The sequence below is a fragment of the Pseudoalteromonas sp. C12FD-1 genome (assembly GCF_037414265.1).
Lineage (GTDB): Bacteria > Pseudomonadota > Gammaproteobacteria > Enterobacterales > Alteromonadaceae > Pseudoalteromonas.
Window position 1 is genome coordinate 12,113 of sequence record NZ_JBBEVD010000037.1, and the last position, 25,677, is coordinate 37,789.

Here is a 25,677-nt window from a genome sequence, read left to right on the forward strand (position 1 = left end):
ATAACACCTTTCATTTTACTGCTCTTGCACAGGAGTTTTAGCAATATTCCAGCCACCACCTAAGGCTTTATACAAGTTAATTTGGCTGGCAAGGTAAGCCTGCTGACCCGTTATTAACTGCTGTTGAGCCGAGTACCACGTACGTTGAGCATCAAGTACTTGTAGGTAGCTATCAGCGCCTTTTTCGTAACGCATTTTTGATAAATCGTAAGTAAGCTGACGCGAACTTATTAGCATATCGAGGGCTTCAAGTTGCTCTTTGTAGCCTTCTCTATCTGCTAATGCATCGGCGGTTTCACGAAACGCATTTTGAATTTTTTGTTGGTAAGTAGCCACTGCAATTTCTTGATCAGCCTTAGCAACATCTAGGTTTGCTTGGTTACGGCCCATAGTAAAAATCGGTAAGTTTATCGACGGTACAAAGCTCCATGTCCCTGAGCCTGAATCAAACAAGCCACTTAAATCACTAGACGTACTTCCCGCCGCTGCCGTTAAGCTAATGCTAGGGTAAAAAGCCGCACGTGCTATACCAATATTCGCGTTTGCGGCTAATAAAGCGTGCTCAGCGGCTTTAATATCAGGGCGCTGCGTTAGTAAATCAGAGGGCAAACCAACCGGTACTTCTGGTAAATCCAATAAATTGGTTAACGAATTAGTTGGCAATAAATCACTCGATACAGGCTGCCCTACCAGTAAATCTAACGCGCTTTTATCACGTTTTAACAAGCGTTTATACGTTGCTATATCTACTTTTGCTGTGGCCACAGTACTTTTGAGCTGCTCAAGCGTAATGGCAGATGTAGCGCCTAAATCAAAGCTTTTTTGCGTAAGCGAAAGTGACTCTTGTTGCGAGCTTAATGTTTCTTTCGCTAGTTCTAATAACTGTAAGTCGGTGGCGTAGTTTAGCCACGCATTAGCAAGCTCAGCAATAAGTGAAATTTGCGTGCTGTACTGAGTAAGCTCAGTGTTATAAAGGTTTTGCAGGGCTTGCTCTGATTGGTTACGGACCTTGCCCCAAATATCCAACTCATAAGAGGTAATACCCACTGTTGCACTGTATTGTGAGCTGATTGCAGCTTCACCCGTACTTGATAAGTCAGCCGGTAAACGTTGGCGCGTACCACTGGCGTTAAAATCTAACGATGGGTATAAAGCCGAGTCTTCAATTTGGTATAAGCCACGTACACGCTGCACATTGAGTACCGCAATTTGCATATCTTTATTATGCTCAAGGCTTAAGCCAATCAGGGTTTTTAATTTTTCATCGTTAAAAAATTGCTGCCAATGTAATTGCTGTGCTGATGCTTGCTCAGTGTCAGATGCATATGCATCTGGCACTGGTAAAGTAAGCTCTTTTTGCTCAGGGGCTAATTGGCAACCACTTAAAATAACAAGCGTAATAGCGCTTAAACTTAAACGTTTTATGCTCATTGTGCGCGCTCCTTTTTGTCTTCGCTATTTGCCATAGGGAATAAACGACGAACCAATACAAAGAATAACGGCACAAATACCACCACTAAAATAGACGAGGCAAGCGTACCACCAATAATTGAAATACCCAGTGCATTTTGTGCGCCTGAGCCAGCACTTGAGGCAATAGCAAGTGGAATAACACCACAAATAAAGGCCATAGATGTCATAAGTATTGGGCGTAAACGCAAGCGTACGGCAGCAACAGCCGCATCGACTAAGCTTAAGCCTTCTTGCATTTTATGAATCGCGAACTCTACAATTAATATTGCATTTTTAGAGGCAAGACCTATGGTGGTTAACAAACCAACCTGTAAGTATATATCGTTAGATAATCCAGCCGTTAGTGCAGCAACCATAGCGCCAAATATACCCAGTGGCACAATAAGCATTACAGCAAACGGTACCGACCAACTTTCATAAAGCGCTGCTAAACATAAAAATACAAACAACAATGATAAACCATATAGCAATGGCGCTTGGCCGCTACTTGAGCGCTCTTGAAACGAAATACCGGTCCACTCAGAGGCAATACCATTAGGTAATTGCTTTACTAAGCGCTCCATTTCATCCATTGCTTGGCCTGTACTGTAACCTGGCGCAGCTGTACCTTGAATTTCCATTGCAGAAAAGCCATTGTAGCGCTCAAGACGTGGCGAGCCATAGGTCCAATGCGAACTTGCAAAGGCTGAAAATGGTACCATATCACCGCTATCATTACGTACATACCACTTGTTTAAATCCTCTGGCACCATACGCGAATCGGCATCGCCTTGTAGGTATACTTTTTTTACACGGCCGCGGTCAATAAAGTCATTTACATAACTACTACCCCAGGCTGTTGCAAGCGTGCTGTTAATATTAGCTTGCGAAACGCCCAGAGCCTGAGCTTTAGCAAGGTCTACATCAAGTTGAAGCTCTGGCATATCTTCTTGGCCATTAGGGCGTACGCCCGCGAGAATTGGGCTTTGGCTTGCTAATCCTAATAACTGGTTACGCGCGGCCAGTAGTGCGTCGTGGCCAAGTCCAACACGGTCTTGTAAGAAAATATTAAAGCCATTAGCCGTACCTAGTTCCACAATCGCTGGCGGCGGAAAAGCAAATACAAACGCTTCTTTAATGGTAGAAAAATAGCCCATTGCTTTACCTGCAACTGCTTGTACAGATAAACCTTCGCCTTGACGCTCATCCCAGTGTTTAAAGTTAACAAAGGCAATTGCTGAGTTTTGACCAGAACCTGCAAAACTAAATCCAGTTACCGTGAAAATACCATTTACAGCATCTGATTGATCGTTCAAAAAGTGCTTTTCTACTTTTTTAACTACTTCAAGCGTCTCTTCAGTCGTTGAGCCTGCTGGTAATGACACCTGATTAAACAAAATACCTTGGTCTTCATCTGGTAAAAATGCCGTTGGTAAGCTTGAAAAGATATACACCATACCCGCTACAATAAGGCCATAACATAAAAGATAGCGCTTAGATAAACGGATCATACGACTGACAAAACTTTGTGCGCCTGAATTAGTTTTATCAAATCCGCGGTTAAAGCCACTAAAAAAACGACCGAATAACGAGCTGTTATCGTGAACATGGCTTGGTTTTAAAAGCGTGGCACACAACGCAGGTGTTAAAATAAGCGCCACCAATACCGATAGTCCCATTGCTGATACCAACGTAATAGAGAACTGACGATAAATAACACCGGTAGAACCACTAAAGAACGCCATCGGAATAAATACCGCCGACAGCACCATAGCAATACCCACTAGCGCGCCTTTAATTTCATCCATTGATTTACGTGTTGCCTCAAGCGCAGAGAGTTTTTCTTCACTCATTACACGCTCAACGTTTTCTACTACAACAATGGCATCATCAACCAGTAGGCCTATGGCAAGTACCATGGCAAACATGGTTAATGTATTTATTGAATAGCCAAACGTGTACAAAATACCAAAAGTACCTAGTAACACCACTGGCACGGCAATCGTTGGAATAAGCGTAGCGCGGAAGTTTTGTAAAAACAGATACATAACTACAAAAACCAGTACCACTGCTTCTATTAACGTATGAACCACTTTTTCAATCGATAGCGATACAAATGGTGTAGTGTCGTAGGGTACAACAACGTCTAATCCTTCAGGGAAAAACTCCTTAAGCTCTGCAATCGCAGCTTTTACACCTTCGGCTGTATCAAGGGCATTTGCCCCACTGGCAAGCTTAATACCTAGGCCTGATGCAGGTTTTCCATCGTAACGAGCTACAACACGGTAGCTCTCGCCACCTAGCTCTACACGCGCTACATCTTCAAGACGAACAAACGAGCCGTCAGCGTTTGCTTTTACTATAATTTGTTCAAACTCTGCTGCAGTTTGTAAACGGCTTTGTGCTGTTACCGTTGCATTGAGCTGCTGGCCTTCAACCGCTGGCATGCCGCCTAATTGACCAGCAGATACTTGCGCATTTTGGGCGCTAATTGAGGTGCTAATATCAGCAGGCGTTAATTTGTAGTTTTGTAACTTAGCTGGGTCTAACCAAATACGCATAGCATATTGAGAGCCAAATAGCTGAACCTCACCCACCCCTTCAACACGCGAAACAATATCTTGCACATTCGATGAGACATAATCACCAATGTCAATATTGGTCATGCTGCCATCTTTTGATACAAAACCTAAAACCATTAAAAAGTTACGTGCAGACTTAGCCACCGATACACCTTGCCTTTGTACTTCTTCTGGTAAAAGCGGTGTAGCTGTGGCTAACTTGTTTTGCACTTGTACCTGTGCAATGTCTGGGTCTGTATCGGCGCTAAATGAAAGCGTAAGCGTAGCAGAACCGCTCGACTCAGACGTAGATGACATATACAACAAGCCATCAAGTCCTTTCATTTTTTGCTCTATAACCTGGGTAACCGTATCCTCTAGGGTACGAGCTGATGCTCCAGGGTAAGTAGCGGTAATGCTAATTGCTGGCGGTGCAATTGACGGGTATTGTGCTATTGGTAAATTTTGAATAGCCAACACACCTGCAAGCATAACCACGATAGCAAGCACCCACGCAAAGATGGGTCTGTCGATAAAAAATCGTGACATTAAAACTCTCCGTTATTGCGCTTTGTCGGCTGTTGCAGACGGTGAAACTTCTGAAGGGCTAACTGGTGCACCTGGGCGAATTTTTTGTAAGCCTTCAACAATTACTTTGTCGCCATCAGCTAATCCAGCGGTTACTAACCAGTTAGAGCCAATCGTTCTATCTACTTTTAACACCCGGCTTTCAACGGTGTTTTCTTTGCTTACAACCATAGCTGTTGGCTCGCCTTTTGTATTTCGGCTTACTCCACGCTGCGGCACTAAAATAGCGTTTTGTTTTACGCCCTCAACCACTGAGGCACGTGCATACATACCCGGTAATAATAACCTATCTGGATTTGGGAATTTAGCGCGCAAGGTTACCGACCCAGTGCTTGGGTCTACAGTTACTTCTGAAAATTGTAACGTGCCTTTAATTGGGTAAATTGAGCCATCTTCCATTTGCAGCTCAACGTCGGCTTGTGCTTTTGAGTCAACACTTAATGAACCAGAAGAAATGGCTTTTTTAAGTTGAGTTAGCTCGTTGCTTGATTGCGTTAAATCAACGTATATAGGGTCAAGCTGGGTTACTGTTGCCAGTGCCGTTGTTTGATTAGCACTAACAAGCGCACCAACAGTAACGCTCGATTTACTAATTTGACCACTAATCGGAGAAGATACATGGCTATAATCTAAGTTTATTTGTGCAGATTTAAGCTGTGCTTTTGCTGTTAATAGCTCAGCTTGTGCTTGCTTTTGTGCTGCATCAGCTTCATCAAAATCTTGCTGACTTACGGCTTTAATTTTTAAAAGCTCACTATAACGCGATGCTTTTGATTTAGTACTAGCAATGCTTGCCTCAGCGCGGGCAACAGCCGCTTCGCTTGCTGCTAAGTCAGCTTCAAACGTGGCAGGGTCAATTTGGTAAAGCGCTTGGCCTTGCTTAACTTGCGCACCTTCTTTAAATAAACGCGATTGCACAATACCACTTACTTGCGGGCGGATCTGTGCAATTTGAAAAGCACTAATGCGACCGGGAAGCTCCTTTTTTAGAGTAAGCGCTTGGCTTTTTAATGTAATTACACCAACAGGTACTGCTTGTGGAGCTGAAGCTTGTTGCGAGTCAGCTGCTTGGTCACAACCTGTTAAAGCAACAGACCCAAACAGGGCTGTTAATACAAATAAAGCGATGCGAGAACGCTGCATGTTAAATACCTTTTAGTCTATTTATCTCTAGAGTGAACGATCATTCTAAAGCAATTTGATAGGATTATAAATCTTAAAAGACTTAAATTTACACTAACTTACAGTTGCAAATTAAACCTAGTCACTAGGTTGTAGGAAATGTTAACTTGATGAAAAATAAAACACACAAGTATGAAAAATAAACTTTCTGCGGTTTTTTTGTTGTAGGTCAGGAAATAAAAAAGCCAAGCTTAGCTTGGCTCTTGACGTAAATTTACGGCTAGTTTTTTATTCGCGAAACCAGTAGTTGTTCTACCCTGATCCCCTCAACATCGACTACTTCAAACTTAAACCCATTAAAGCTTAAATGTTCTGCCCGTTTAGGAATGCGTTTCATGGTATAAATTAAAAAACCGGCAGCCGTTTCAAAATGCATTTGCTCAGGAAACTCTTCAATATCTAAAACCTTAGCTAAATCAGAAATAGGGGTTAAACCATCAACCAACCATGACCCCTCATCACGCTCTATAATAAGCTCATCGCCTTGATGGGTAATTAAATCCCCCATGAAGCCTTTCATTAAGTCTTTAACGGTTACAATACCTACCAATAACGCATACTCATTTACCACTACCGCAAACGGTTTAGCAGCGCTTTTAAATGCATTTAAAGCCTCTGAAAGACTTAACGTTTCGGGCAAGTAAAAAACATCCGCTTCTAATAGCTCTTGCTTAATGGTTGCAGGCTCACCTTTAAGCACTTGACGTAATATATCTTTTGACTCAACAGAACCACGTAGCTTATCTAAACTCCCCGATACCACTAAAAAATGATTATGAGGGTGATCAATAATTTTGGTGGCTATATCATGGCTGCTTTCATTTAAGTCAAAATAAACTATTTGGTCGCGCGGAGTCATAACACTTGATAAAAAACGTGCCTCTAATTCAAACACATTGCCAATTAGCTCATACTCTTGTTGTTGTAAGCTTCCATATTCAGCGCCCGCGTCCATCATCGCCACAATGTCTTCGGTGGTAACAATATCTTCTCGCTCTGCAGGTACTTTAAATAAACGCAGTACAAAATTAGTTAACCCATTAAAAAACATGACTAGTGGCGTGAGCCCAAAAGTAACCCATCGCATAATTGTTACTACACGCACAGCGACAGCTTCGGGCATGATCATCGCTAAACGCTTTGGCATTAAATCTGCAAATAATATAAACAAAGAAGTAATGGTAAAAAACGAAAATAAAAAGCTAATTTTTTCAAGATGTATACCTTGATAAAAAAGCACTAATACACTTTGAACATAAGGCGATAGCGCTTGTTCGCCAACTATTCCGCCTAAAATAGCAATGGCATTTAGAGCGATTTGAATCATCGCAAAAAACGCCCCTGGATTTTCTTGCAGTTTTAATACCGCGGCCGCGTTGTCACTGCCTTCATCAGCCATTACACGCAGTTTAATTTTACGTGACGCTGCAATAGCAATTTCCGACATGGCAAACAACGCACTGATCAAGATCAATAAGCTAATCCCGATTAAATCACCCATTTAACGCTCCAAAAAGTTAGCGCTTTTTCAATAAAAAGCAGCTGATTATAGACGCTTTTTTAAACGCGGCAATTTATATTTGCATTTTTACAGTTTAAATAAGTAAGCCATTGAATTTAATGTACTTACCTTTCCTTTTTTGCTTCATCGAATGCCAAGGCGAGTCTATCTTGTAGACTTTGCTGCATGTTTTTATTACAGGCAAAGTAAAGGGGAGAATGTTGTGTATTGAGCGTAAAGATCGGCTCTAATAACTTTAGCTTTGGCTCAAACTGCGCTCGATAATTAAATTGTTTTTTACTTAAAATAACAAAGTCGAGAATATCGTGCCGTGTGCTTATTATTTTATCTATTTTGTCTAAGCTATCAATTATCAGTAAGTTTTTAGCCTCATTAAAACCACGCTCTAACAAATAATGGTGACTAAAGTTATTCCTAACCACCGCTGTTTTATATTTTTTTGCATCGTTAAGTGTATTTAAACGAATATTACGTGATTTAAGCGCGTAAATGGCAGAGTCAAAACTTTCAAGTTCAGCCACCCAGCTAAATTTATCTTCTCGCTTAGGCAGCCTCACAATAGAAAAAATACAAGTGTTAGTATCTCTTAATACTGCGTTATAAGACACAGCCCAACTATTTGCAGACATATTGTATTTAATATCGGTAGTATCAAGTGCTTTTCTTACTTTATCTACAGAACGCCCAGCAAGTTGGCCGTTCGAGTCAATATACTGAAAATCAGGAAAAACTTCAGTCACAATAGTAATTTCAGCTGCATTAACCCTTATGCATGCAAAACACAGTATAAGTAAATACAACTTCATTTAATTACGCCTTTAAACTATAAATGGGTATAAACCAACTATAGCTGAGGGTAACCGAACTGCTAGTTTTTCAACTAAAAGTCTAGTCCTATACGCTGATAGGACTAGATTTTTTAAGTTTCTACTTGCTACTTATTCATCGCATTAATCAAAAACGCTGAAATTTTAGCGCCTTCGCGCAACGTTGTTTCTGAACTTGATTGCCCTACTAATGAGCTGTCGGTAAATGGGGCTATTTCCATCATATCCGCGCCGGTAATAGGAAACTCATCAGCAATCGCCGATAAAATATCAAGTGCGTGCTGTGGAGTTAAACCATTATCTTCTGGCGTGCCTGTGGCCGAGGCAAATTCTGCATCGAGTGCATCTATGTCAAAGCTTACATACACTTCATCTACGCTATCAGCTTTAAGCTGCGCAATGGTTTCGGCCGCAACCGCTTTAGCACCACGCTCTATTATTTCAGCTGCCCAATGCTGTTTAACGCCAAAGGTGTTTTCCCAATGCGCCTTCGGTTTACCGCTTGAGCGAATACCAAATTGAATTAAATGATGCGGCGCTGGTAAAAATTCTAATATATGTGTACACCACGAACCAAAACATAAATCTATGCCTAAACGCTCTACTAATAAGTCGGTATGCGCATCAAAGTGAATAATTGCAGTGCGTTTACCTTGTTCGCGCTTTGCTTTTAAATAGGCTTTAGTTAGCGGGTAGCTAATTGAATGATCGCCACCAATACCAAAAATGCCTTTCTCTTTAAATGTGGCGTAAAAACTGTCACACACGTCTTCAGTAATAGAAAGCGGGCTTACGTAGTAATCGTTACTCTCATCACCGTAAAGGGCTTTTTGACAATTAGAAATTGTTGCATCGTTTAGGTATTTATCATGCAATAAATGCGGAATTACGCGCACGTCTCCTAAATCGAATGAGTGGCACTGCGGTTGCTGATCTATAAGTGCTGAGCGTAAAAATAATGGCCCCCAATTCGCGCCACGTAAAATACCACCACCACAATCTGAGCTAATGCCTAACATAACGGCTTTATGTGGGGAATTTGGTAGCTCATTTAAAGAATCGCGCCACAGTGAATCTACGTTTTCGGTTTGCCCATAAAGCTTATTACGAAGTGCGGCCTTGCGCTCTTTTGCTGTATTTACAGTAAATACACCATCGCCAGGTGAGCACAAGCAGTGCTCAACTTTATTTTTAAATGCTTGAAATTGTGTGCTCATAATAAACCTCTATAAACTATTACTGTGTAAAACAGAGTTTTTTGATTAGTTATGCAAAAAGATAAAACATACTTAAACTTAAATTTAATTTTACTAAACCATTTTTTGCGCTCTAAAAACGCAGTAGTAAGGGTCTAAATAAAGTTCAAATAAAGCATTAACCACTTGAATTTTAATAACTTTAACTCTAGTTTTAATCAGCAAATATTAGTGTGCTTTTGCTCTTGCCCGATACATATAATGTCTGCAAGGGCAAGTCAACAGCGCCTTTTTTTATACCGGTTAAGTGTTTGATTGAATATTCAAAGTAGATGAATAAATTGTTGTATCTTAATATTTTTAAAGGGGATTAGCACAAAACGGACAAACGTCCTGTACTTGGTAAACGTTTATGGCAATGATGCTAGATTGACAACAAATTTTTATAAAAGGCTTAGTTATGGAAAAGGTATTTCACTTAGGACTATGTATTGACGATCTTAAAGGTGCAAAACTTGCGATTGTACCGGGCGATCCTGATCGTGCAGCACGTATTTCACAATTCCTAGACAACCCAACCTGCCTAGCTCAAACTCGCGAATTTCATGTGTATTTAGGTCAGCTAAATGGCCACTCAGTAGTGGTATGTTCAACTGGTATTGGCGGCCCATCTACATCGATTGCTGTAGAAGAATTAGCGCAACTTGGTGTGCGTAAATTTTTACGTATTGGTACTACAGGCGCGATTCAGCCTCATATTAACGAAGGCGAAATTTTAATTAGCCAAGCATCTGTACGTTTAGATGGTGCCAGCCAGCATTTTGCGCCGCTTAGCTACCCTGCGGTATCTGATTTTTACGCAACACAAGCTATGGTACAAGCGTGTAAAAACTTAGATATTGATTTTCATATTGGTATCACAGCTTCAAGCGATACCTTCTACCCAGGCCAAGAGCGTTACGATACGCACTCGGGCTACGTACCAAAGTCATTACAAGGTAGCTGTGAAGAGTGGCAAAACCTAGGCGTGATGAATTACGAAATGGAGTCGGCGACATTATTTACAATGTGTGCAGCTCTTGGCTTACAAGCTGCGTGTGTTGCAGGTGTACTTGTTAACCGTACTCGTCAAGAAATTCCAAATGTAGATCACGGTGAAATTGAAAGAAAATCAGTAGCCGTCGTAATAGAAGCTGCAAAGGTACTATTAGTCTAACCCCTTCTCAGCACTTTAATTTAACGTATAAAGCACAGCAATTGCTGTGCTTTATTGTTTTAGCTTAAGCTGAGTTCTGATTACCTTAACTCTGCGCTAATCACGTCTATTTCGGGTAGGTTGTCAAAGCTTGCAAGTACAGCACGTGCCACACCACCTTGATTTTCATGGCCATGAGTTTCTAAAAGGGTGATTGATTTAACCGTATTACCATTAAAGCTAAGCCCTGCTAAAAATAACTGACTAAGCGCACTTTGCAGTGGCGAAAGGCTTGGGCTATAGGCTGCATTTTCTGCGTAGCTGCCGTAAAAATCACCATCGTCAAAAGTACTAATTTTAACAGCGCTAAAATTTTGGCTATAAGGTACATATGCATTTAGCGCCATGGCGGCTAATTTGCTATCTAGTCCAGTGTCTGCAAACTTTTTCTGATGAGGCTTAGGATTAAACAAACTGAATTCGTTACCTAAATCGGTAGGCCCAAATGAATGTGGTAATAAATCAGCGAGCTTAAAATGGTTCTCTGGCAGTAAAATATCAAACTCTTTGGCATCGGCCAGCTCGTTCATAAACTGCCTACAATAACCACAGGGTGCATCACTAATAGCTATTTTAACTATTTTTTTAGCGCCGTTTAACCAAGCATTATTAATTGCCGACTGCTCTGCATGTACCACTAAGCTAAGTGCTTGATGATCAAACTCTACATTGGCACCAAAATAAAAATTTATATCACCTTGCTCATCAAGTGCTTTAACAATAGCTCCCACATGAAAATGGGAAACTGGCGCTACTGAAAATTCTGAGGCGAGCGGTACTAAGCCCTGTAATAATGCATCATTGGATACATTAAATTGCGCACATAGCTGTTTTATATTATTAGAATTTAATATGCCGCGTTGGGTTTTTAGCTGACCACGTAAAGCTTGAGTTTGCGCTACGCTTAAAGAGATATGTGAATTTGTAAGGGCTGTGTCTTGTTGCACAGTAAAAGTTGCTGAAGCCATAACATATTATAATTATTTAATGGCCAAGTAGTTTAAAAGGTTAAGGTTAGAATTACTAGGACTATTGACCTTTGCGGTTAATATTTGTTCAGACTGGATTTGTTTTAAACGCGTCTTGAACTTTGATACCCAGCAGGTTAGATAGCTCTCCTGTGCTATTTTAATGACTTACATTCAGCAAGAATAAGTAAAGCTAAACAATGCATCCACCCCTTATCGACCCGCATATAGGCCACAAAAGTTAATTTTTAGGTTATTAAATAAAAAAGGGAACACAGCGTGATCCCTTTTAAATACCGATTACATTAAATTAGTGATTTACTATCACGATAATAAAATCACGTATTAACCTGTATTACGCATACCTGCAGCAATACCTGTCATAGTGATCATTAATGCATTATCAATGTCACCTTCGCTACCTTTTTCGCTTGAACGTGCACGTCGTAGTAATTCAACTTGCAGTACGTTAAGCGGATCAGTGTACGGATTACGAAGCGCAATAGACTCTTTGATCCAAGGCTGATCAGCTAATAAGCTGTTTTGTGGGCTGAGTGACTGTACTAAGCTTATAGCTTCTTCAAGCTCTTTACGCAGTGACACACCCAGTGGTTTGTACATATCCTCCACCAGCGCGTTATCGTAATGCTCACTTAACCAACTGTCGGCTTTACTAAATACCATTTCTAGCATTTCTAGGCGCGCTCTGAAAAACGGCCATTGCAAGCTCATTTCATGTAGCGTTTCAAGTCCATACTTATCAAGCGCTGCTTTTAAGCCTGTTAATGCACCTAGCCATGCAGGTAGCATTAAACGGTTTTGACTCCATGCAAAAATCCACGGAATAGCACGCAAACTTTCTACGCCACCATTTGGATTACGCTTAGCAGGGCGTGAGCCTAATGGTAATTTTGATAGTTCAAGCTCTGGGGTTGCCATTCTAAAGTAAGGGACAAAGTTTTCATCATGACGTACTACATTGCGGTAGTGCTCACACGACTGTTCACTTATTAACTTCATTACTTCACGCCATTCTTGCTTTGGCTCTGGCGGTGGTAATAAGTTACTCTGCAGTACGGCACCCGCATAAATATTTAAACTTTGCAGTGCAACATCGGGTAAACCAAACTTAAAGCGGATCATTTCACCTTGCTCAGTTACACGTAAGCCGCCTTTTAACGACCCCGGTGGTTGTGAATGAAGCGCTTGAGCAGCAGGCGCCCCACCACGCCCAACTGTTCCACCACGACCATGGAATAAAACAAGCTCAATGCCACGTTCATCGGCAAGCTGTACTAATTTATCCATTGCTTCGTACTGCGCCCAACCTGCAGCCATCATGCCGGCATCTTTGGCAGAATCTGAGTAACCGATCATTACATTTTGAGTATTTTTAATATGCCCGCGGTACCACACGTTATCAAGCAATGTAGTAATTACATCGCTACCCGCATTTAAATCGTCAAGTGTTTCAAACAATGGTGCAACAGGTAAATCAAATTGACAGCCACTTTCTTTTAACAGTAGTTGTACCGCTAAAATATCAGAGGCAGTACGCGCCATTGAAATGATGTATAAGCCAAATGTATTTTCATCTTGCTTTGCAATAACATCAAAGGTGTCGAGTACTTCTTGTACCTCTGGGCTTGGTTGCCAATTTTTAGGAATTAGCGGACGGCGAGAATTAAGCTCGGTAAGCAAAAACGCTTGCTTGTCTTGCTCTTGCCATTGGTTGTAATCACCTAAGCCTAAGTGGCGTGTTAGCTCTGAAAACACATCGCTGTGACGATCGGAGTCTTGGCGCACATCAAGTTTTGCCAAACGCAGGCCAAAGCTATTAATACGGTGCAATAAATCAAGTAATAAGCCATCGGCGACTACTTTCATGTTGCACTTTAATAACGAGCGGTAACACACTTCTATTGGGTGTTTAATTTGATTAATATCAGTTATTAAATCTTGTGAATCACTACGCTTGTTTTTAATTTTAGCGCCTAAATGAGCCACTGTTTCAGCAACTTGAACCTTAAGCTTTTTGATTACTGCACGGTATGGTTCAAACTCTTGCCCTGCAAGTTCAATAAGCTCATCGCTTGCATCAGACATAGAAAGCTCAGCGCACAATGTTTTTAAGTCTTGAATATATAAATTAAGCGCCATCCAACGACCGTGATCAAGTACTTCAGAGGTCACTTGCGCGGTCACAAACGGGTTACCATCGCGGTCTCCGCCCATCCAAGAGGTAAACTCAATAGGGCTGTAATCGATTGGTAATTCTAAACTTAAATGCTCTTTTACTTGATCTGAAAACTCACGTAAAAAACGCGGCACAGCATGCCACAAGCTATTTTCAATTACCGCATAGCCCCATTTAGCTTCATCAATAGGCGTAGGACGCGAACGACGAATGTCGTCTGTGTGCCACGCTTGGCTAATAAGCTGTGCAATACGGTTTAAAATAGCAGTGCGTTCTTGCTCTAAATTATCTTTACGTTCAAGCGACGCTAAACATTCGCTAAGTTCAACTTGTTTGTTGATCATTGTGCGGCGCGTCACCTCGGTTGGGTGAGCGGTTAATACTAAGTTTATGTGGAGTTTTGAGAGTGTTTCGGCCAGATGATTACTATCTAATTGACCTTCTTTTGCTTTTGCAGTTAACGTTTTTAATGTTTGAGTGAGAGGGTTTAGTTGGCAAAAGCCAACATCATTAAAACGCGAAACAGTGTGGAACTGCTCTGCTACATTAGCTAAATTTAAAAAATGATTAAATGAACGGGCAACCGGTAAAAGCTCTTCATCACTAAGCGCATGTAGTACCTCAATTAGCGCTTGTCTGTCGTCTTCGTTACCACTGCGAGATGACTTTGATAAAGCACGAATTTCCTCTACTTTATCTAAAATCGCTTGGCCTTGAGCATCCTTAATAGTTTGTCCTAGTAGTTGCCCAAGTAAATTTACATTACCTCGCAAGGCGGCATATTGTTCACTCATTTCTCAGTCTCCTTTGTTTCATGGAGTGCTATTAATATCATCATGCGCGCAGATTTAATAGATCCATTTGCAATGGTGAATCGTAATTAGCTATATGTAAATTATTAGAAAACGGTTTTTATGATCATTTTTTACGATGCTAACTGCCCACTGCGCAACACTGAAATGCAGCACCTCAAAGATGCTGATACTAAACATAAAATTGTTTTAGAAGACCTTAATAGCTGTGACTTCAGCGCGCGTTACCCAAGTGTTAACAAAAACAAAGCGATGGCAATTTTGCATGCACAATTGCCAAGTGGTGAGATGATTTACGGGTTAGATGTAACTTACCAAGCATGGAAAACCGTTGGAAAATACCGCTGGTTGAAAATTTTTCGCTTGCCAATAATTCGCTATTTCGCTGACGTCGCCTATTTATTTTTTGCAAAACACAGGCAAAAAATTAGTCAGTTGTTAATGCCAAGCGCTCAGTGTTCAAGCGGCCAGTGCACTTTAAAACCTAGGGATAAGCAATGAAAACAATTGTTTTATTTGGTGCCAGCAGCGCAATAGCACAAGCTTATATTGAACACTTACAAATTAATGCTCCCACAGTACAAGTCATTTGTGTCAGCTCAAAAAATGCAGAAACCAATAGTAACATTGTTTACCTAAAGAGCGATTACACAGCTCAAAGCTTAGCCAAAGTAACAATGTACTTAAAAGATCAAAATGCCGATATCCAACAAGTTGTTATGTTTAATGGTACGCTGCACAACAAAACCCACATGCCAGAAAAAAAGCTAGAAGATTTAAACGCCGATTACTTTAACGAATTATTTAACGCTAACACACTCACTCCCCTACTGTGCTTACAGAGCATTTTGCCGCTCTTAACACATAAAACTCAGTGCACTATTACTGCACTGAGTGCCCGAGTGGGTAGTATTAACGATAATAAATTAGGCGGTTGGTATACGTATCGCGCCTCAAAGTCTGCACTTAACATGCTATTTAAAACCGCAGCGGTAGAGCTTGCACGCAGAGCTAAAAATACCAAACTGGTGTTATTTCACCCGGGGACTACCGATACAGCGCTTTCAAAACCATTTCAAAAAAACGTACCTGCGGGAAAGCTATTTAGCACTGAATTTGTAGCTAAACAGCTTTTTACACTTACGTTTAATAACCCTCATTTAGAACTTAACGGTGAGCCCGCCTATTTAGATTGGCAAGGCAACACCATACCGTGGTAAGGATTTTTAATGCATTTTACTAAAGAGCGTATAAACGCGCTTGAAAAACACACGCGTACTCATTTAATTAATTCGCTTTCGGGCTTTAAAAGTGCCAACTTAATTGGCACGCAAGACAAACAAGGCAATACAAACGTAGCTATTGTTAGCTCTGTGATACATTTAGGTGCTCACCCGCCATTAGTTGGTATGATCATGCGCCCTAATAGCGTGCCCCGCCATACGTTTGAAAACATCATTGAAACGGGTAGTTACACCATTAACCAAGTTAATAAAGCTATTTATAAGCAAGCTCATCAAACCTCAGCCCGATATGACAAGGGCGAGTCAGAATTTGACGCGACAGGTTTAACGCCTGAGTACCTAAACAACTTTACAGCCCCTTTTGTTAAAGAGTCGAGATTAAAATACGCGGTAAATTACGTTGAGCATCAACATTTAGCAGTAAATGGAACCGAGCTTGTAATCGGTGAAATCACCGACGTATATTTAGACGAAGTAGCCTTGCAAAGCGATGGCTTTTTAGACTTACAAGCAATAGAAACAGTCGCTGTGACGGGGCTTGATAGCTACCACACCAGTAATAAATTAACCCGCCTTGCGTACGCAAAAAAATAGCTACAAATGGGCATTTACGCCCATCATTTCACTACATAGTTTTTATTTAGACCAGCCACACTTATAAATGCGGCTGGTCGCATAACATTGAATTTAAAAAATACATTATTCACACTGTAAAAAATCTAAGGAGAAGCCTATGAGCACAATCGGTGTGGGTATCAATACCCCAGAGCAAGCGCTAGCCAGTTTAAGTAACATGACCCATTCGGTACAGCCTATTCAAGCTGATGAACATATTGAGCGAATAGCAAAAGCGCAAGCTTATATGACGGCCAATAATATAGATGCCATTTATTTAAACGCAGGGTCAAACCTCACCTACTTTACAGGTATGAAATGGTATGCAAGCGAGCGCATGGTTGGCGCAATACTGCCTGCGGTTGGTGAAGTACAATACATAGCGCCTTATTTTGAAATTGGCACCCTAAATGGCTTTAAAGTGATTGAAGGCCCAATTCATGGTTGGCAAGAGCACGAAAACCCGTATGCGCTATTTGTTAGCGTATTAAAGCAACTAAACATTAATGACAATGCCACAATAGGCATTGATGAAAGTGCGCAGTTTTTTATATTTGATGGCATTAACAAAGCGCAAAAAAGCTTAAATATAATCAATGCACAAAGCGTTACTGCACATTGCCGCATGCATAAATCGGTAAACGAATTAGCGCTTATGCAATGCGCAATGAATATGACCTTAGCTGTACACCAAGCAACTGCTAGCATGCTTTACGAAGGCATCACCACCACAGAAGTGGAAGCCTTTATTAAACAAGCGCATCAAAAAGTAGGTGCACCAGGTAACTATTTTTGTATTGTTTTATTTGGTGTGGCAACGTCATTCCCGCACGGTGTTAAAGATGCACAAGTACTTAAAAAAGGCGATATGGTATTAATCGATACCGGCTGTAAAGTACACGATTACCTATCAGACATAACCCGCACGTATGTATTTGGTGAGCCAACACCGCGCCAACGGATGTTTTGGGATCATGAAAAAGCAGCGCAAATAGCCGCATTTAACGCCGCTAACATTGGTGCCACCTGCGAAGATGTTGACGCAGGCGCTCGTCACTATTTAGCGACTCAAGGATTGGGGCCACAGTATCAAACACCCGGCTGCCCGCATCGTACGGGCCATAGTATTGGCTTAGATATTCACGAGTGGCCTTATCTAGTCGGTGGAGACAAAACCCCACTTGCACCTGGCATGTGTTTTAGTAACGAGCCAATGCTAGTTATACCCGATGAATTTGGCGTACGTTTAGAAGATCATTTTTATATGACCGACAACGGCCCGCATTGGTTTACACAACCAAGTTATAGTATTGACGACCCGTTTGGGCTTAACGCTTAAACCCTTTATAAAGAGCAGCCATTAGCTGCTCTTTTTAGTTTGAGGATTGATAAAGCATACTTCATCCCAATATACTTGTTATACCAAAGCAATCCGCAAAAGGATGAATATGAAAAACTTTAAAATTGATATCGTGTCAGACGTAATGTGCCCATGGTGCGTAGTAGGTTATAAAAACCTTGAGACAGCGCTTGGCCAACTTAAAGACGAAATGAGTGCAGATATTACGTGGTATCCTTTTGAACTAAACCCTGATATGCCACTTGAAGGCCAAGATTTAAACGAACACTTAATGCAAAAGTACAACCTGACTGAAGAGCAAGGTGATGAAAATCGTAAAAACATGTTCGAAGCAGGAAAGCGTGCTGGCTTTACGTTTAATTTTGATGGCAAACGCATCATGATCAACAGCTTTGACTTGCACCGCCTACTTACATGGGCACGCGAACAAGGCAAACAAACGCAGTTAAAACTCGCCTTTTTTGAAGCCCACTTCACCGATTTAAAATACTTAAATCAGGAAGACGCTCTGCTTGATGTAGTCGCAAGTGTTGGCCTTGATAAAGAAGAAGCCCGCAGTATTTTACACTCAGATAAATACGTACAAACAGTGCGCCAAGAGCAAGACCGCTTTAAGCAAATGGGTATTACCTCGGTACCTACGTTTATCATAAACGATAAATATGCAATCAGTGGCGGACAACCAAGCGATTCGTTTATTCAAGCACTAAAACAAATTAGTGAAGAAGAAGCCAAGCAAGAAGTTTAAAAACACCTGAAATTTAAAACGAAAAGGCTGCAGTGTGCAGCCTTTTTAGTAATCGTAAGCAAGCTTGTTAGGTACGATAAAGCACTTTAATAACATGCCAGCCAAATTTAGTTTTAACTAAATGCGGCTCTAGAATAGCGCCATTAAAAGCTATTTTGTCAAACTGCGGAACCATTTGCCCGCGTCTAAATTCGCCAAGGTCACCGCCTTTTTTACCTGATGGGCACGACGAGTATTTTTTAGCTAAGGTTTGAAACTTGGCACCTTTACCTAATTGCTTAATAATGTCTTCTGCTATTTCTTTGTGTTTAACCAATATGTGGAGTGCGTGCGCTGTACTTGCCATTTCAAAGCCCTGATAATTTAAAACGCGGCGATTTTAGCACAGCCACCTAAACCTAGCATCTACTTATAGCTAAGTTAACTTAGCCAATTATAAATAATGTTTTGCATCATCTGGGCTGGGTATTCTGCAATAGTTGTACTTGCCAAATAAGGTATACCGGTTTAAAGCAATTTTATCGTACAGCCAATTATTAAAGGTATTAGGTAAAACACTAAATGCAGTTGCTAATTTATAGGGGTAACCTAGCTGCTTTACTACTTCAAAAAAAGCATGGCTTTGCGTGTACGCTTTGCCATTTTGTAGGTAAACCATTGAGGCGTATTGTGTGGTTGAAAAACCAAAGTGAGTTAATAGCAGTGCACCTTTTGGTGATTGCACGCTGCATAGTTTAAAAATGACATTGGCATCGTTACTAATTATAAAATTACACCACGCACTACATAATTTACACTGCGCATCGAATAATATAATTTTTTGATTACGCATTAATAAAGCCGCATCATCACTCATTTTATACCCCTAAGCGGTTACTGCTGAACCGGCTTTTTTTGTAACTTACGCTGCAATGTGCGCCTATGCATATTTAACTGCCTCGCAGTGGCCGACACATTGCCATTATTACTATGCAGTACTTGCTGAATGTGCTCCCACTCTAAACGCTCTGGCGACATAACCGGTGTGACAATACTGCTCACATTTTGCGTATTTAAATCATTGTTTAGCGCCTTTAATAGCGTGGCCATATCAACGGGTTTAGTAAGGTAGTCGTCAGCGCCTAAACGCATGGCCTCTACTGCGGTGGCTATGCTTGCAAATCCGGTTAGTAATACAATATGTGCCTGCGCTAATAAGCTGCGAAGTGGCTTAATTAAAGCAAGGCCGTTATCGTCACCTAGTTTCATATCGAGCAAAATAAAATCGGGCAAGTGTTTATGTGCACTAAGTAATGCATCACTTTGATTATGCGCAACCTCACAACTAAAGCCTTGTTTTGTTAAACGCCGAGCAAGTGTACTGGCTAGGTTTATATCATCTTCAATTATCAGTAATTTCATGTATGTGACTGCTCATTATTTACTATTGCTAATTTTACTTTAGCCACTGCCCCGCCACCCGCGTGATTATACAGAGTTAAGGAGCCGTTTAATCGCTCAAACGTTACATTAGAAAGCAATACCGCAAGCCCCATACCTTGGCTACTAGGCATAAGTTGCCCGCCAAGCTCTGCTAATTGTGATTGGCTAAAACCGCTGCCAAAATCACGAATTAGCAGATATACACATTCACTATGTTGATTATTTTGCTGCCAGCTTAACTCTAACTGGCTTTGGTTATTTTTTTGATTTGCAATGCATGCATTTTGTAGCAAATTGAGAATAGCAGGCAATAGCATTGCATCACTTTTTAAAGTGGCTGCTATTGGCTCACTTAACCAATTAATGTGCTGATCAGGGTATTGCAGTAATAATGTGTCGGTAATTTGCGTTTGCAATTGGCTAACTGTTGTGTGCTCTTTGGTATTTTTATTACGAAGCTGCGCAGAAAGCTCTCTAAAGTCGTCTAATTGCGACGCACATTGCCTGAGCGGTGTTTGCATTTGCACAACAACAGGGTTACTCGGTTGCTCTTCTAAAAGCTCTTCAAATAGTAATTGTAAGTTAGCGATGGGTGTAGCGAGTTGATGGGTTATTTGTGCAGCGGCGCCATCTAAGGTTACCAGTTGCTCGTTACGTAATTGTTGCTCGCGAGCTTTAGCAATTGTACGTTCGCGCTCTTTTAATGCTCTACTCATAGCACCAATAACAAGGGCGATTACACTTGCGCTTAAAACAAAATTTACCCACATGCCTATAAAGTGCCCGCTCATGTTCATTTGATGCATACTATGATCGGGCATCCTAATTAGCAAAAAGCTATAAGCGGCAATAGCAAGCACGGCGATATAAGCGAGTCCTTTTTCACGTAGTGTTACAGCTGCAATCATAATAGGTAACAATAATAGCGATACAAACGCATTAGTTGCGCCGCCACTTAAAAAGAGCAAAATAGTTAAAAACAGGACATCAGCAGTGAGCTGCATCAACATACCAACGGGGCGAGCTTGGCTTACATTTCGATAGGCAAATACGCTCACTAATTGGAATATAGCCTCTATCGCAATTACCACTAATAAGGGCAATAACGCTATTTGGTGTTCTAATAAAAAATAAACGCTCAGTACAGCAATTAACTGCACGGCAATGGCACCACTTCGCAGCAGTAAAAGGCGGCTAATGGTCGGGTCGGTTTGCATAAACAAGATGCGGTTTACCTATAAAATTTAATACGTTAATAAAAGCAGTCAATCATCCATTGATATAGTAAAAAGCGCGCACGGCGTTCCTTGATGAAATACCATTTTCCACTGTTCATTACTTTTGCGCCAAAGCGACATACGTAAGGAGTAATTAAACTCACTTCGGGCAGAGCGCCTGTAAGCCGCTTGATAACTAATTTGTGCTACATCATCGCTAAGCATTCGCCCTTTAAAGTGCTGATTATAAAACTGTGGAACAACCTCAGTAGGTAAACGGGTTAGTACGTGCTGCTTATCAAATACGGTGCCATTAGCTGCAATTTCAATAAACTCATCATCAAGCAAGGCATTTAATGCATGGCTTGATTGGCGTACTTCTGGGTCTAATAATTGCCGCTCAGACTCAATTAAGTGATTAAATAGCGATGCTTTAATTTTATTACCCATACACTTCCCTTTTATCAGTACAGACCTAAGTTAATAATACCTTTATTTGCTTTAAATTCGAACGGTTATATTTATAAATGCAGCAACGGGCATTTAAAATTACAGTAAATTTAAACTTTAAGAGACAAAACAGGTTAATAACTTCTCTTAAAGGGCAATTTTTGATATAACTCCTCCATTAGCAATACACGTCAGACCACCTTTTTAAGAGAACACACTATGGCCTACGCACATATCACAGGTTGGGGTAAATGCATTCCACCAGCAAGCATTAGCAACGATGAAATTAGCGAAATAGTTGATACCAACGATGAATGGATCACAACACGTACTGGTATTAAATCTCGTAGGGTTAGCCATGTAAGCACCGCAGAGCTTGCAACCGTTGCTGCAAAACATGCCATTGATTGTGCAGGGGTTGACGCAAAAGATATCGATTTAGTTATTTTAGCAACATGTACACCCTCTACCGTAGTGGCCAATACCGCGTCTTTAGTACAAAAAAATATTGGTGCAACCGGCGCTGCAGCTATGGATACCAATGCTGCGTGTTCTGGTTTTTTATATGCCCTTCAAGCAGCTACTGCACAAATTCAAGCAGGTATGATTAAAAAGGCCGTGGTTATTGCTGCCGAGCGCATGACTTGGTATGTAAACTGGGCACGCCGTGACAGCGCAGTGTTATTTGGAGATGGCGCAGGCGCAGTAGTGCTTGAAGCCGCAGACACACCTGCAGGCCTGCTTGGTACTAAAACTGGTTGCGACAGCGAAGACAGAGACATTTTGCATATCACTAACTTTGGTAGTGATTTAAATAAATATGAGCCAATTGGCCCATCTGACTTACTCTTTGAAGGCCGTGAAATTTTCAAACGTGCTGTTAAAGGCATGAGCGAAGCGTGTGATGATGTATTAACGCAAGCCAATCTAAGCCTTGATGACATAAACGTATTAGTGCCACACCAAGCTAATTTACGTATTATTCAGGCAATTCAGCATCGTTTAAAAGTACCTGATGAAAAAGTAATGGTAAACATTGCTGACTACGGTAATACCTCCGCGGCTACAATTGCTATTGCATTATGTGAAGCCGTAGAGCAAGGCTTAATTAAGCCACATTCAAATATTATGTCGGCTGCATTTGGCGCCGGTTTAACGTGGGCAGCAAGCTACATAAAATGGGGCGAGCGTGTAACACCGATTAAAGTAAGTGATGCAACCTTACCACCGTGTGAGCTAACAGGCCTTGAGCTTGTAGCCCCCGCAGTTAAAGCCTGTAAAGACGCTGAGCTAAGCTAAAAGTACATGTAATAAGCTATACATAAACGCACTTTTTGGTGCGTTTTTTTTTAAGGACAATGAAATTAAGGAACTAACTATATGGGACTCACTAAATGGAACTATTAGGCATTCATCATGCTGCTATTATTTGCAGTGACTACGCTCGCTCTAAGCACTTTTATAGCAACATACTTAAACTTAAAGTTATTAACGAGCACTTTAGGGCCGCGCGTAATTCGTATAAATTAGATTTAGCGATGCCTGATGGCAGCCAAATAGAGTTATTTTCGTTTGATGGCGCACCTGCAAGACCAAGCTACCCAGAAGCGCAAGGCTTAAGGCATTTAGCATTTAAAGTTAAAAACGTTGCCCAAGCAAAGCAGTATTTAGAGTCACAAAATATAACTGTGGAAGAGATAAGAGTGGATGAAATAACCGGCAAAAAATTCACCTTTTTTGCCGATCCAGATAACCTGCCACTTGAGTTATACGAGGTATAACCCTCGTATAACAAGGTTTATTTAAAGCGGCTTTGCAAGTAATTAAATACCGCACGAATCCCTAACGCTTCACCGCCTGTTGGGCGCCCAGGTAAAGCACGTAAATTCCACGCCATTACATCAAAATGTACCCATGGAGTGGTTGGCTCTACAAACTCTTTTAAATAAAGCGCTGCGGTGATGGCCCCACCAAACGGTGTGCTGGCACAGTTAGCCATATCGGCTACATCGCTCTTTAAAAAGCTTTTGTACTGATCAAATAAAGGTAATTGCCATACAGGGTCACTTACATCCATACCGGCATCAATAATACCATTTGCTACATCGCGCTCTGTTGAGAAAAAGCCCGGTAGCTCAGTACCTAAAGCAACACGGCAAGCACCGGTAAGGGTCGCAAAATCAATAATTAGCTCAGGGTTATCGTTTTGTGCTTCGCTAAGCGCATCACACAACACTAAACGCCCTTCTGCATCGGTATTGTCTATTTCAACCATAATGCCTTTACGCGTTTTAATTACATCCCCTGGGCGAAATGCATTTCGCGATACCGCATTTTCAACCGCAGGCACTAAAACACGCAATCTAATTGGTAAGTTAGCCGCCATAATTAATTGTGCTAATGCAATAACATGCGCTGCTCCGCCCATGTCTTTTTTCATGTTACGCATGCCCGAGCTTGGTTTTAAATCAAGCCCGCCAGAGTCAAAACATACCCCTTTACCGACTAAGGTTATAAGCGGTGCATCTTTTGCGCCCCATTTTAAATCAAGTAAACGCGGTTTGTTTTCGCTCGCGCGACCTACCATATGTATTGTTGGGTAATTTTGCTCAAGTAGCTCATCGCCAATCCACTGGGTAAATTCGCCGTTGTAATTATTGGCTAAATCTTCCATTACTTGCGATAAATGCTGCGGCATCATATCTACTGCCGGTGTGTTTACTAAATCACGCGCTAAATAAATGGCATCAGCTTGTTGCTTAATACGTTGATACAGCGCTTCATCAGCAATGGCTAATTGTGCTTTGACAGTTGGCTTTTCTTTATATTCACTAAATTCATAGCCGCCTAACACAAAACCAAGTGCGACTTGCTCTGTAAAGGCATCATCGCCTTGAATTTGATACGTGCCCAGCGGTAATTTATTTGCAAGCTCGCCTGCGGCCCAAAAATCATCTTGGTTTTGTAATAAACAATAAACGTGGCCTAGCTCGCCGGTTTGCACGTCAGGCACAAGCGCTAATCCTTGCTTTTCAAAGCCGCTATTTGTTAACCATGTTTGGATAAAAGCCGGTTGTTGTGATTGCCAGTCAGTTAACTCGTTTTTAAGAATAAAAGATAAGGGAATACCAGAAGAAGTATGACGAAGTAATGCACTCATTAAAAAGCTCATATAATAAAAAATGGTAGCTCAAAGCATACCAATAAGACCGGCTAAAAGGTATAGCTAATTTTAGCCAAATTTATTCTTTATTTGGCGCTTTAGTGTGTTGTTTTAAATCCTCTTTAACTATTTCAGCGTCTAGCTCTTTAACGGGTTTATTAATGTTAAACGAGCTAGGCAATACATCTACACCTACCATTTTGCCTAGCTTTACAACCAATGGAATAGTAATAGGGGCAAACGGCAGTACGGCAAATACACCTAAGCCAAGCCCTTTTAAAATATCTACAAACTGCTCATTAGCACGCTTTAACTCTTCTTTACTGGTTTGCCCTTGCGTGTAACGCCTATAAATGGTGAGCATTTCTATGGTTTCTTGCCTTTCTTGCGCAAGAGCAATTTTTAGCGCCACCATTGCACGACGAAAGCGAAGCTGTTGGCGCTTTTTACTAATTTTAACTACCCGCCAAGGCGCACGGTGAATAACTTTATATAATCGCATAGTCTGTATTTTCACATATAGGCGGTTTTACACAAGAATAATTTACTTAATCCGCCTCATACTTTACTCTTTTGCACTAAATTAGTGCTTACAAGCTCCTTATAATGCAAAACAAACAAGTAATAGCGCACAACAAACCCCAAAAACCAAAGCCTGATGAATGCTGTGGCGGAGGCAGCTGCTGCCCGTGCGTGTGGGATGAATACAAAGAGAAATACCGTCAATGGCAGGCCCAAAACACTCTCAAAAAACCCACAAAATAAACAAATTGATAACATCAAGTTATCTACAAAGCGCATTAAATCTTCCAAAAATCGTCAAAACCGCACTTTATTAGTTCAAATTAGTTACATACTGCACCATTGTTGCAAATTTATTTTATTTTGAACTTTTTGT

At 41.1% G+C, this 25,677-nt stretch carries 24 protein-coding genes; 9 read left to right on the forward strand and 15 right to left on the reverse strand.

Features of this window, described 5'->3' with window-relative positions:
- Nucleotides 1-15: 15 nt before the first annotated feature.
- From WDB87_RS02600 to WDB87_RS02625, 6 genes are all read right to left on the reverse strand, one after another.
- Nucleotides 16-1,431, reverse strand: coding sequence for an efflux transporter outer membrane subunit (locus WDB87_RS02600; RefSeq protein ID WP_337848919.1), 1,416 nt, complete (start codon nt 1,429-1,431; stop codon nt 16-18).
- Entirely contained in the window at nt 1,428-4,562 is a 3,135-nt protein-coding gene (locus WDB87_RS02605) for an efflux RND transporter permease subunit (RefSeq protein WP_337848920.1), read from the reverse strand. Before WDB87_RS02605 ends, WDB87_RS02600 begins: the two co-directional genes overlap by 4 nt.
- Nucleotides 4,563-4,574: 12 nt before the next feature.
- Entirely contained in the window at nt 4,575-5,744 is a 1,170-nt protein-coding gene (locus WDB87_RS02610) for an efflux RND transporter periplasmic adaptor subunit (RefSeq protein ID WP_286249160.1), read from the reverse strand.
- Nucleotides 5,745-6,003: 259 nt separating this feature from the next.
- Nucleotides 6,004-7,284: a hemolysin family protein gene (locus WDB87_RS02615; protein WP_286249159.1), complete on the reverse strand. Its 1,281-nt coding sequence runs from the start codon at nt 7,282-7,284 to the stop codon at nt 6,004-6,006.
- Between the two features lie 125 nt (nt 7,285-7,409).
- Nucleotides 7,410-8,111: a substrate-binding periplasmic protein gene (locus WDB87_RS02620; RefSeq protein ID WP_286249157.1), complete on the reverse strand. Its 702-nt coding sequence runs from the start codon at nt 8,109-8,111 to the stop codon at nt 7,410-7,412.
- A 128-nt stretch (nt 8,112-8,239) separates the two neighbouring features.
- Nucleotides 8,240-9,349: an arginase family protein gene (locus WDB87_RS02625; RefSeq protein WP_286249155.1), complete on the reverse strand. Its 1,110-nt coding sequence runs from the start codon at nt 9,347-9,349 to the stop codon at nt 8,240-8,242.
- A gap of 439 nt (nt 9,350-9,788) precedes the next feature.
- Here WDB87_RS02625 and udp point away from each other — a divergent pair, with 439 nt between their 5' ends.
- The gene (gene udp, locus WDB87_RS02630; protein WP_337848921.1) at nt 9,789-10,544 is read left to right on the forward strand and encodes a uridine phosphorylase; all 756 of its coding nucleotides are present in this window, start codon (nt 9,789-9,791) and stop codon (nt 10,542-10,544) included.
- Nucleotides 10,545-10,624: 80 nt separating this feature from the next.
- On the opposite strand, the gene cdd is transcribed toward udp, so the two are convergent.
- Complete coding sequence (cdd, locus tag WDB87_RS02635) at nt 10,625-11,551, reverse strand: cytidine deaminase (RefSeq protein ID WP_337848922.1); 927 nt, start codon at nt 11,549-11,551, stop codon at nt 10,625-10,627.
- 345 nt (nt 11,552-11,896) lie between these two features.
- Entirely contained in the window at nt 11,897-14,542 is a 2,646-nt protein-coding gene (gene ppc / locus WDB87_RS02640; RefSeq protein ID WP_337848923.1) for a phosphoenolpyruvate carboxylase, read from the reverse strand.
- A 120-nt stretch (nt 14,543-14,662) separates the two neighbouring features.
- Here ppc and WDB87_RS02645 point away from each other — a divergent pair, with 120 nt between their 5' ends.
- From WDB87_RS02645 to WDB87_RS02665, 5 genes are all read left to right on the forward strand, one after another.
- Nucleotides 14,663-15,061: a thiol-disulfide oxidoreductase DCC family protein gene (locus WDB87_RS02645; protein WP_337848924.1), complete on the forward strand. Its 399-nt coding sequence runs from the start codon at nt 14,663-14,665 to the stop codon at nt 15,059-15,061.
- Nucleotides 15,058-15,780 (forward strand): SDR family NAD(P)-dependent oxidoreductase, encoded by a 723-nt coding sequence (locus WDB87_RS02650; RefSeq protein ID WP_337848925.1) that lies wholly within the window; start codon nt 15,058-15,060, stop codon nt 15,778-15,780. Before WDB87_RS02645 ends, WDB87_RS02650 begins: the two co-directional genes overlap by 4 nt.
- A gap of 9 nt (nt 15,781-15,789) precedes the next feature.
- Nucleotides 15,790-16,398, forward strand: a complete 609-nt coding sequence (locus WDB87_RS02655) for a flavin reductase family protein (RefSeq protein WP_286249143.1) — start codon at nt 15,790-15,792, stop codon at nt 16,396-16,398.
- 139 nt (nt 16,399-16,537) lie between these two features.
- Nucleotides 16,538-17,758: a M24 family metallopeptidase gene (locus WDB87_RS02660; protein WP_337848926.1), complete on the forward strand. Its 1,221-nt coding sequence runs from the start codon at nt 16,538-16,540 to the stop codon at nt 17,756-17,758.
- A 109-nt stretch (nt 17,759-17,867) separates the two neighbouring features.
- The gene (locus WDB87_RS02665) at nt 17,868-18,527 is read left to right on the forward strand and encodes a DsbA family oxidoreductase (RefSeq protein WP_337848927.1); all 660 of its coding nucleotides are present in this window, start codon (nt 17,868-17,870) and stop codon (nt 18,525-18,527) included.
- A 67-nt stretch (nt 18,528-18,594) separates the two neighbouring features.
- Here WDB87_RS02665 and WDB87_RS02670 read toward each other — a convergent pair whose 3' ends face one another.
- The 5 genes from WDB87_RS02670 to WDB87_RS02690 form a co-directional block, all read right to left on the reverse strand.
- A complete protein-coding gene (locus WDB87_RS02670; RefSeq protein ID WP_004588770.1) occupies nt 18,595-18,873 on the reverse strand; it encodes a peptidylprolyl isomerase in 279 nt (92 codons plus the stop codon).
- A gap of 87 nt (nt 18,874-18,960) precedes the next feature.
- The gene (locus WDB87_RS02675; RefSeq protein WP_337848928.1) at nt 18,961-19,383 is read right to left on the reverse strand and encodes a thiol-disulfide oxidoreductase DCC family protein; all 423 of its coding nucleotides are present in this window, start codon (nt 19,381-19,383) and stop codon (nt 18,961-18,963) included.
- A 17-nt stretch (nt 19,384-19,400) separates the two neighbouring features.
- Nucleotides 19,401-19,928 carry a response regulator transcription factor gene (locus tag WDB87_RS02680; protein ID WP_337848929.1) on the reverse strand — a complete coding sequence of 176 codons (528 nt, stop codon included), beginning with the start codon at nt 19,926-19,928 and terminating at the stop codon, nt 19,401-19,403.
- Nucleotides 19,925-21,166: an ATP-binding protein gene (locus tag WDB87_RS02685; RefSeq protein WP_337848930.1), complete on the reverse strand. Its 1,242-nt coding sequence runs from the start codon at nt 21,164-21,166 to the stop codon at nt 19,925-19,927. Before WDB87_RS02685 ends, WDB87_RS02680 begins: the two co-directional genes overlap by 4 nt.
- Before the next feature lie 48 nt (nt 21,167-21,214).
- On the reverse strand, nt 21,215-21,616 hold the full coding sequence (locus tag WDB87_RS02690; RefSeq protein ID WP_286249122.1) for a nuclear transport factor 2 family protein: 402 nt from the start codon (nt 21,614-21,616) through the stop codon (nt 21,215-21,217).
- Nucleotides 21,617-21,835: 219 nt separating this feature from the next.
- Between WDB87_RS02690 and WDB87_RS02695 the strand changes: the two genes are divergently transcribed.
- Both WDB87_RS02695 and gloA2 read left to right on the forward strand, forming a co-directional pair.
- A complete protein-coding gene (locus WDB87_RS02695) occupies nt 21,836-22,915 on the forward strand; it encodes a ketoacyl-ACP synthase III (RefSeq protein ID WP_337848931.1) in 1,080 nt (359 codons plus the stop codon).
- A 95-nt stretch (nt 22,916-23,010) separates the two neighbouring features.
- On the forward strand, nt 23,011-23,397 hold the full coding sequence (gene gloA2, locus WDB87_RS02700) for an SMU1112c/YaeR family gloxylase I-like metalloprotein (RefSeq protein WP_286249119.1): 387 nt from the start codon (nt 23,011-23,013) through the stop codon (nt 23,395-23,397).
- A gap of 17 nt (nt 23,398-23,414) precedes the next feature.
- Here gloA2 and WDB87_RS02705 read toward each other — a convergent pair whose 3' ends face one another.
- A complete protein-coding gene (locus WDB87_RS02705; protein WP_337848932.1) occupies nt 23,415-24,776 on the reverse strand; it encodes a leucyl aminopeptidase family protein in 1,362 nt (453 codons plus the stop codon).
- An 82-nt stretch (nt 24,777-24,858) separates the two neighbouring features.
- Nucleotides 24,859-25,281, reverse strand: a complete 423-nt coding sequence (locus tag WDB87_RS02710) for a hypothetical protein (protein WP_286249116.1) — start codon at nt 25,279-25,281, stop codon at nt 24,859-24,861.
- Between the two features lie 104 nt (nt 25,282-25,385).
- Here WDB87_RS02710 and WDB87_RS02715 point away from each other — a divergent pair, with 104 nt between their 5' ends.
- Complete coding sequence (locus WDB87_RS02715) at nt 25,386-25,544, forward strand: oxidoreductase-like domain-containing protein (RefSeq protein WP_286249114.1); 159 nt, start codon at nt 25,386-25,388, stop codon at nt 25,542-25,544.
- The last annotated feature ends 133 nt before the right edge of the window (nt 25,545-25,677 follow it).